Source organism: Streptomyces sp. (assembly GCF_031178505.1).
Classification (GTDB): domain Bacteria; phylum Actinomycetota; class Actinomycetes; order Streptomycetales; family Streptomycetaceae; genus Streptomyces; species Streptomyces gulbargensis.
Genome location: NZ_JAPSIW010000994.1, coordinates 1 through 1951, shown reverse-complemented (window position 1 = coordinate 1951; position 1951 = coordinate 1). Strand labels below are relative to the sequence as shown.

3 protein-coding genes are annotated in these 1951 nt (G+C 70.4%); all 3 read right to left on the bottom strand.

Annotation, left to right across the window (positions count from 1 at the left end; translation table 11 throughout):
• Positions 1 to 37: 37 nt before the first annotated feature.
• Positions 38 to 643, bottom strand: coding sequence for an ABC transporter permease subunit (locus tag RIF68_RS35475; RefSeq protein ID WP_309055717.1), 606 nt, complete (start codon positions 641 to 643; stop codon positions 38 to 40).
• 74 nt (positions 644 to 717) lie between these two features.
• The gene (locus tag RIF68_RS35470) at positions 718 to 1425 is read right to left on the bottom strand and encodes an ABC transporter permease subunit (RefSeq protein WP_309055715.1); all 708 of its coding nucleotides are present in this window, start codon (positions 1423 to 1425) and stop codon (positions 718 to 720) included.
• Positions 1422 to 1951: ATP-binding cassette domain-containing protein (locus tag RIF68_RS35465; RefSeq protein WP_309055713.1), on the bottom strand; the 530-nt coding region annotated here is incomplete at its 5' end. The genes RIF68_RS35465 and RIF68_RS35470, both read right to left, overlap by 4 nt.

Below are 1951 nucleotides of genomic sequence, written 5' to 3'. Positions count from 1 at the left end.
GCGGGGTGAGCGGATCATAACGGTACCTCTTCCGAGTTCAGTGCCCGATGCGGGCTGTGGCGGTCTGCCCGATGCGGGCTCTGGCGGTGTTCTGTGCGGTGGCGAGGAGGATCTCGAGGACCAGGGCGAGAACAGTGACGAGCAGTGCCGCGGCAAGCATCTCGTCGTACTGGCGGGACTTGAGGCCGGAGAAGAGATACCGGCCGAGTCCGAAGTCGGAGGTGTAGGCGGCCAGCGTGGCAGTGGCGACGACCTGCAGGGTGGCGGTCCTGATCCCGCCGATGATCACCGGCGCAGCCAGGGGCAGTTCGACCTGGAGGATCACTTGGGTCGGGCTCATCCCCACCGCCCGGGCGGAGTCGGTGATGACCGGCGAGATCGCACCCGTCCCGGCATAGGCCCCAGCGAGCAGGGAGGGAACGGCGAGGATGATCAGGGCCAGGAGCGGAGAGGTCAGGCCGATCCCCAATGCCAGACCGAAGAGCGTGAGCAGACCGAGGGTCGGCACCGCACGAGCGGCCCCGGTGATCGCGCCGATGACGCCGGCGCCTCGGCGGGTGTGCCCGATGAGCACTCCCGCGGGCAGGGCGATGACGGCGGCGAGGACGACGGCGGCGGCGCTGATGAGCAAATGCTCGGCCATGCGGGTGGGAATGCCGCCGGGTCCCGACCAGTTGAGGGGATCGACAAGCCATCCGAATGCTTCGATGAATAGGTTCACTGCTCCTCCCCGGTTCCGACCCGGGAGACGGGGCCGGGGAGGGTGGCGCGCGGGTGCCTGCCCCGCCGAGGCGGGAGCCGGGTCCACGGGGTCAGCGCGCGCCCGCTGAGCAGCAGAAGCCCATCGAGGGCGAGCGCGAGGACTACGGTCGCGACGACGCCGGTGACCACCTCGGCGGTGATGCCGCGTTGGAAACCGTCCGTGAGTAGTGAGCCGAGCCCGGGCACCCCGATGAGCGCGCCGATGGTCACGAGGCTGACGGTGCTCACCGTCACGACGCGGACTCCTGACAGGAGCACGGGCACGGCCAAGGGCAGCTCGACGCGCCAGAACACGCTGGTGGGGGAGTGCCCGACTGCGACCGCGGCGTCGGTGATGCGCGGGTCGACGGCGGCGAAGGCATCGGCGGCGGTGCGCACGAGCAGGGCGACGCCGTAGACGCTCAGCGCCACGATCATCGTGGCCTGCGAGCGCAGCGGCGTGCCGAAGATCGCGGGAACGATGATGAGCAGCGGCAGTGCGGGGATCGCATAGAGCAGTGCCGCGGCCGTGAGGAGCGGGGAGCCGAGGCGAGGGCGGAGGAAGGCCAGGCGGCCGATCGGCACGGCGACGAGGATGCTGATGAGGACGGCGGGGACGGTGAGGACGAGGTGGTCACGGGCGAGTTCGAGGACGAGCGGCCAACTGTGACCGAGCCAGGTCATTCGAGCACTCCCACGGGCCGACCGGCACCGTCGACGGCGATGGTGCGGTCCCCGACCTCCTGGGTGTGCAGGGTCCGCTGTCCCCGGTCGGCGCCGATGAAGCGGCGGAGGAATTCATCGGCCGGGTCGGCCATGATCTGGGCCGGCGTGCCCTGCTGGGCGATCTGGGCGGCGGTGCGCAGCACCACGACTTCGTCGCCCAGGCGGAACGCCTCGTCGATGTCATGGGTGACGAACACGATCGTCTTGCCGAGCTCGGACTGCAGGTCGAGAAGGCTGTCCTGCAGCTCGCGGCGCACGATCGGATCGACGGCGCCGAACGGCTCGTCCATGAGCAGGATGTTGGGGTCGGAGATGAGCGCGCGGGCGACGCCGACCCGCTGCTGCTGCCCTCCGGAAAGCTGAGCGGGGAAGCGATCGGCGACGGACTGATCGAGGCCGACGGTCGCCAGCATCTCCCGCGCCCGGTCCCGGGCCTGCCTGCGCGGTGTGCCGGTGAGGACGGGGACGGTGGCGATGTTGTCGA

What these genes read in the sequence shown, in the direction of transcription:
- RIF68_RS35475 (WP_309055717.1), bottom strand. Translation starts at nt 643, where the DNA reads ATGGCCGAGCATTTGCTCATCAGCGCCGCCGCCGTCGTCCTCGCCGCC.
- RIF68_RS35470 (WP_309055715.1), bottom strand. Translation starts at nt 1,425, where the DNA reads ATGACCTGGCTCGGTCACAGTTGGCCGCTCGTCCTCGAACTCGCCCGT.